Raw genomic sequence first — 5,224 nt, 5'->3', positions numbered from 1 at the left:
CGCGAATAGCTGTCTCATACGCAACGATCTGGGGATCGTGTGGTGCTAAGGAAACTTGGGGACCGCACATCTCATTGATTATAAAGATCTATTCAAAAACAACTGTTGAAGTCGGGCTAGACGAGATTGACGAACAGAGCCAAGCGCCGGAAATGGGGAAGGCTATGCCTTCGGTTCGCAGACCAACGAGGTCCACAATCACGAACCTGATCGGAGATTATCGACCCGGCATAGCGACCGAGGAACCTGTGCCAAGGATGCACGCAACCCGCTTGGTTCGTGCGGAAGTCGAGGCACACTTGTATCTTATGAATGAGAAAACCCCGGGGATCCTCCAGCCGTGTCCCAACGGCTCGGGTTAGTGGCCGGCCGGGGGATGCAGCCTTGTGTCAAGGGCAAAGGCTTCCTGGAGCTTAAGCGCATAGGCACCTGCCGCCACGCTCGCCACGAAGATAAGGTTCCAGCTATATGACGAAACCGCGCTCGGTATCGCCACGAAGCGATGTTTCAGCAGAAGGTCATCCCCGAATGCCTGCTGACCCGCGCCTGGTATGCCGGGGCGCAGCCAGTTCGGATTGGGCACGCTGGCAGGATCAACGACATGTATGGCGGACGCATCGCCGATGACAGTGGCCGTTAGCGTGTGAGGAACTGTGTCGAGCGCGCGAAAACCCTTGTGCACGGCGACTTCGAGAATGGCCGCCGCGGGATCAATCGAGCAGTAGACCGCTCTCACGCCCTTACTGTTCCAACGACCACCGACCCGATAGGCACCTTCGCCACTGTCCCAAGTCGAGGCGTGGAGGGTCTGATCGAGCCGCCATGCAATGAGTTCCGTTCCTCCGAGCGCTAACGGCAGAGGCGTCACGCATAGACGCCATATTCAAGCCGCTGCAGATAGTCTTCGACCAGTTCGACGCCAGCGGGGGTGCCCAGCAAATCGATCGGACGATGTTGGTCGAGCCCGATCGCCGGACGCTCCAACCATTGCTCGGCTTCCGCCTGCGTGCCGAGGACATCCGTCGCCTTTGCCAGGATCTCGGCGAACTTCCACGTCCGTCCGCTCTGCTCCTGGCTAAGAGGTTTGGATGGAGCATCTTTGCGGCGCTGCCAGGTTCGCAGGCTCATACCAACCGCCTTTTCGAGCGACGCCGTCTTGTCGATGAAGACCAGTTGCCCGACGAGATGGTGCAAGGCCGAGGCCGGTAGACCGCTTAGCAGCAATTCATGCGCATCTAGTGCGCCGGTCAATCGACGCGATAAGACACGAGACCCGCCGAGCAGTGCCTCCACCTTCTGGAGATCGCCGCTTCTCGCTTCCGCAAGAACCTTATCCGCTGTGGCTGCCATGTGTGCCCTATGTCATGTGTCGCTCAAAATATGACAGTTGACACCCAAGATTTCAAGGGGCGGTGCGTATGCGATCTTTGGGGCCGCGGACCATGCCAACCGGAGCAACAAGACGTGCGGGGTGTGACGCTGTTCCGCGAAGTTCATAGGCCGAGGCGATATGGGCGCGTCTGGCGTGTTGCCGCCCTCAGTGCAGGCCGAACACGCGCAGCAGTTCCTCGCGATAGCGCACGAAGCGGCTTTCACTGCGGTCACGCGGACGTGGCAGGTCGATGGTGATCAGCCGCGCCAAGCCGCCTTTTTCCTTGGGCAGGATCAGCACCCTGTCGGCGAGATAGATCGCCTCTTCCAGATCATGCGTGACCATGACCATGGTAACGTTCTCCTCACTCCATATGCGTGCCAATTCCTCCTGCATGGAAATCTTGGTCATCGCGTCGAGAGCCCCGAGCGGCTCGTCGAGCAGCAGGATCTCGGGCTGCACCGTCAGGGCGCGGGCGATGCCGACGCGCTGCGCCATGCCGCCCGAAAGCTGCCGCGGCCACGCATCGGTGAACTCGGCAAGGCCAACCAGCGCGATATAGAACCGCGCCCGCTCTTCGGCTTCCGCCTTGGGCGCGCCGCGCACTTCAAGCCCGAAGGCGACATTGTCGAGCACGGTCAGCCACGGCAGCAGGCGCGGCTCCTGGAAGATCACCGCGCGCTCCGCGCCGACACCCTCCACCTTTCTGCCGTCGATCGCGACGGCACCACTGTCGGCGCTTTCCAGCCCTGCCAGGATGCGCAGAAGGGTCGTCTTGCCCGATCCGCTTGCGCCAACGATCACGAGGCACTCGCCGGGGTGGATGTCGAAATTGAGCGAGCGCAGCACGGCAAGCTGGCGCCCGCCGAGGCTGAATGATCTGGACAAGTCGCGTATCGTGATCTCGCCGCCGCGTGGAGTAACCATGGCTCGCGCCTCCAATTCCCGGAAAAGCGGTCAAACGGTTTTCCGTCCTGAATTGCGTAAAACAAAAAGTTTGATCGGTTCTGCGGTTCATACGCTGAACCGATCTGGGCTCAGTTGGTCTTGGTTTCGCCCGGCCGGTAGAGAATGTCGGCGGCCCTGAGTTTGCCCTTAGGCAAACTGCCGTCGCGCTCCAGAATGCTCAACCAGAAATCGACGTCGTGGTCGGTCGCCTTGGCGCCCTCGCGTAGGCCGAAGCCGGTCCAGTAACGCGCAAGCTCGCCATTCTCACCGCGTTTGTTAAGGAAATCGGCCAGCACCTTGCGCGCCTCCTCAGGATTTTGCCGTGACCAGTCGGCGGCGCGCGCCGACTGTTGGACGAAGTTGCGGGCAGCGTCGGGATTGGCGGCGATGAAATCCCGCCGCAGCACGACGAAACCGCCTGCGATTTCGCCCAGCACATCCGTATCGTTGAACACGCCGCGCACGCCGCCATTGTTGACAAGGGCCCCGCTGAACGTTGCCTGCCAGTAGCCGAACCCGGCGATATCGACCTGGCGTGAACGCAGGGTCTGTTCGAGCTGCGGCCCGGGCACCACGACCAACTTGGCGGCGTCCGGCGGCAGGCCGACGCTGTGCAGCGCCTCGCGCACCGTATAGTCGAGATGAGCGCCGAGCGTGTTGACCGAGATCGTCTTGTCGGCGATGTCGGCGATCGATTTGATAGGACTGTCGTCCAGCACATAGAAGATGCTTTTGACTTGGCTGTTGATGCCGTTGCTCGGATAGGCCGCTACGAAATCGTTGCCGCCGGCGATCGAATTGATCACCGCCGGCGTGGCGGCCGAACCCAGATCGACGCTGCCGGAAGCCAGCGCGAACAGCGATTCCGGGCCGCCGCCGACATAGCCGACATTTTCGAGCTCGATTCCGAGGCCTTTGAAATAGCCAAGCTCGTTGGCGAGCTCATGCGGAGAGAAGCCGCCGCGGCCTGCGAGAAAGCGGATTTTGACGGAAGCGGCCTGCGACCGGGCTATCGAAGGCATTCCGGCGGCGATGATGCCGGCGGCGATGGGAGCATGCAGGAGAAGCGAACGGCGTGTGACGGTCATGATCCAGTCCTTTCATGGTTTAGAAAGAGGGTGAAGGGGACGGCTGCTCAGCCGACGGGATTGTTCCAGCGGCACAGCCGCCGCTGCAGCGCGACCAGCGCCTGGTTGGCGATCAGGCCGAGGCCGGCAAGGATGACGATCGCCGCGAACATCAGCGGGACCTGGAAATTGTACTGCGCGTTCATCACCTGGAAGCCGATGCCCTTGTTGGCGCCAATCATTTCCGAAGCGATCAGAAGCAGCAGCGCCGTGGAGGCACTGAGCCTCAAGCCGATGAAGATCGACGGCACGGCACCCGGCAGCACGACGCGGCGGAACACGGTGAACCGGTTCGCGCCATAGACGCGGGCCATTTCGAGCAGTTTTGGATCCACTTCCTTGACGCCGCTGGTGGTGTTGAGCAGCAGCGGAAACAACGTCGCCCAGAAGATAATGAAGATTTTGGAGGTTTCGCCCAGACCCATGAGCAGGATAAAGACGGGGTAGAGCGCCAGCGCCGAGGTCTGCCGGAACAGCTGGAGGATCGGGTCGAGCGCGGTTTCCACAGCGCGCACCTGGCCCATCAGCAGGCCAAGTGGAATGGCGACCGCGACGGCGGCGGCAAAGGCGGTACCAGCGCGCTGGAGGCTGATAGCGATATCGCCGACGAGCGTGCCGCCGGCTAGACCCTTCGACAGGGCGACGATAATTTTGTCGAGTGGCGGCAGCACGGCGGCATTGACCCAACCGGCGCTGCTCGATACCTGCCAGAGAAAGAGGAAGGCGACCAGCACGCCGTAGCGCGACAGGAAGCGGCCGGCCGTCCGGCCGCCGAGGCGCAAGGCATCCATGCCGAGGCCGCCGCCGTTGCCATCTGGACCAAGGATTCCACTGTGGCCAAGAACTGGCCGCTCGATGTGTTGCAAACTCATCGTCATGCCTTTCGTTGGGGAAGATTACTCGGCGGCCAGCACGGTCGAGCGCGGGGCCGTTTTCAAGGTCCATCGATTTTCCGGCCGCCTGAGGCCGAGGTTTTCACGCAATGTCCGGCCTTCGTAAGCGGTGCGGAACAGGCCCCGGCGCTGCAGTTCGGGGATCACCAAATCGACGAAGTCGTCGAGCGCGCCGGGCAGCCAGGGCGGCAGGATGTTGAAGCCGTCGGCCGCCTCGCTGGTGAACCATTCTTCCAGCTGGTCGGCGATGTCGGTGGCGCTACCGATGATGGTGTAATGGCCGCGCGCGGTCGCCACCCATTGATAGAGCTGGCGGATTGAAAAATTGTGCTCGTCGGCGATCTGGCGGATCAGCGCCTGGCGGCTCTTCAGGCCTTCGGTTTCCTTGGCTACCGGCAGCGGTCCGTCGAGCGGATAGCCCCTGATGTCGAGCGTCTGGCCGGCAAGTCCGTTGAGCAGCGCCACGCCGTCCTCGGGCAGGATGAGGTCGTTGAGCTGGTACTTGGCTTGCGCTTCTTCCCTCGTGCGGCCGACGAAGGGCGCCACACCCGGCATGATCAGCACCTGGCCGGGGTCGCGGCCGGCTTCAGCCACGCGCGCCTTGATGTCGCGGTAGAATTCCTGCGCCGTCTCGAGCTTCTGATGAGCGGTGAAGATGACCTCGGCCGAGTGCGCGGCAAGCCCGCGTCCGTCTTCGGACTGCCCGGCTTGTACGACAACCGGATGGCCCTGCACCGGGCGCGGCACGTTGAGCGGACCCTTGACGCTGAAATGCTCGCCCTTGTGATCGATGTCGTGCAGTTTGTCCTTGTCGTAGAAGCGGCCCGACTGCTTGTCGCGGATGAAGGCGTCGTCTTCCCAGCTGTCCCACAGCGCCTTGACCG

7 protein-coding genes are annotated in these 5,224 nt (G+C 62.3%); 1 reads left to right on the top strand and 6 read right to left on the bottom strand.

Annotation, left to right across the window (positions count from 1 at the left end; genetic code table 11):
- On the top strand, positions 1–362 hold a 362-nt coding region (locus ACWGTO_RS32630; protein WP_454578827.1), incomplete at its 5' end, for a hypothetical protein.
- Here ACWGTO_RS32630 and ACWGTO_RS32625 read toward each other — a convergent pair.
- The 6 genes from ACWGTO_RS32625 to ACWGTO_RS32600 form a co-directional block, all read right to left on the bottom strand.
- The gene (locus tag ACWGTO_RS32625; RefSeq protein ID WP_454578826.1) at positions 359–868 is read right to left on the bottom strand and encodes an RES family NAD+ phosphorylase; all 510 of its coding nucleotides are present in this window, start codon (positions 866–868) and stop codon (positions 359–361) included. The two genes, ACWGTO_RS32630 and ACWGTO_RS32625, sit on opposite strands and share 4 nt — an antisense overlap.
- A complete protein-coding gene (parS, locus tag ACWGTO_RS32620; RefSeq protein ID WP_454578825.1) occupies positions 865–1,350 on the bottom strand; it encodes a type II RES/Xre toxin-antitoxin system antitoxin in 486 nt (161 codons plus the stop codon). The genes ACWGTO_RS32625 and parS overlap by 4 nt, the downstream gene beginning before the upstream one ends.
- A gap of 187 nt (positions 1,351–1,537) precedes the next feature.
- Positions 1,538–2,299, bottom strand: coding sequence for an ABC transporter ATP-binding protein (locus ACWGTO_RS32615; RefSeq protein ID WP_454578824.1), 762 nt, complete (start codon positions 2,297–2,299; stop codon positions 1,538–1,540).
- Positions 2,300–2,409: 110 nt separating this feature from the next.
- Positions 2,410–3,408 carry an ABC transporter substrate-binding protein gene (locus tag ACWGTO_RS32610; RefSeq protein WP_454578823.1) on the bottom strand — a complete coding sequence of 333 codons (999 nt, stop codon included), beginning with the start codon at positions 3,406–3,408 and terminating at the stop codon, positions 2,410–2,412.
- Positions 3,409–3,455: 47 nt separating this feature from the next.
- Positions 3,456–4,319: an ABC transporter permease gene (locus ACWGTO_RS32605; RefSeq protein ID WP_454578822.1), complete on the bottom strand. Its 864-nt coding sequence runs from the start codon at positions 4,317–4,319 to the stop codon at positions 3,456–3,458.
- 24 nt (positions 4,320–4,343) lie between these two features.
- A partial coding sequence (locus tag ACWGTO_RS32600; protein ID WP_454578821.1) for an NtaA/DmoA family FMN-dependent monooxygenase occupies positions 4,344–5,224 on the bottom strand: 881 nt, incomplete at its 5' end.

The organism is Mesorhizobium sp. PL10, from assembly GCF_053714315.1.
Note: the sequence above shows the minus strand (reverse complement) of the source record. Positions and strands in the feature narration are given on the sequence as shown.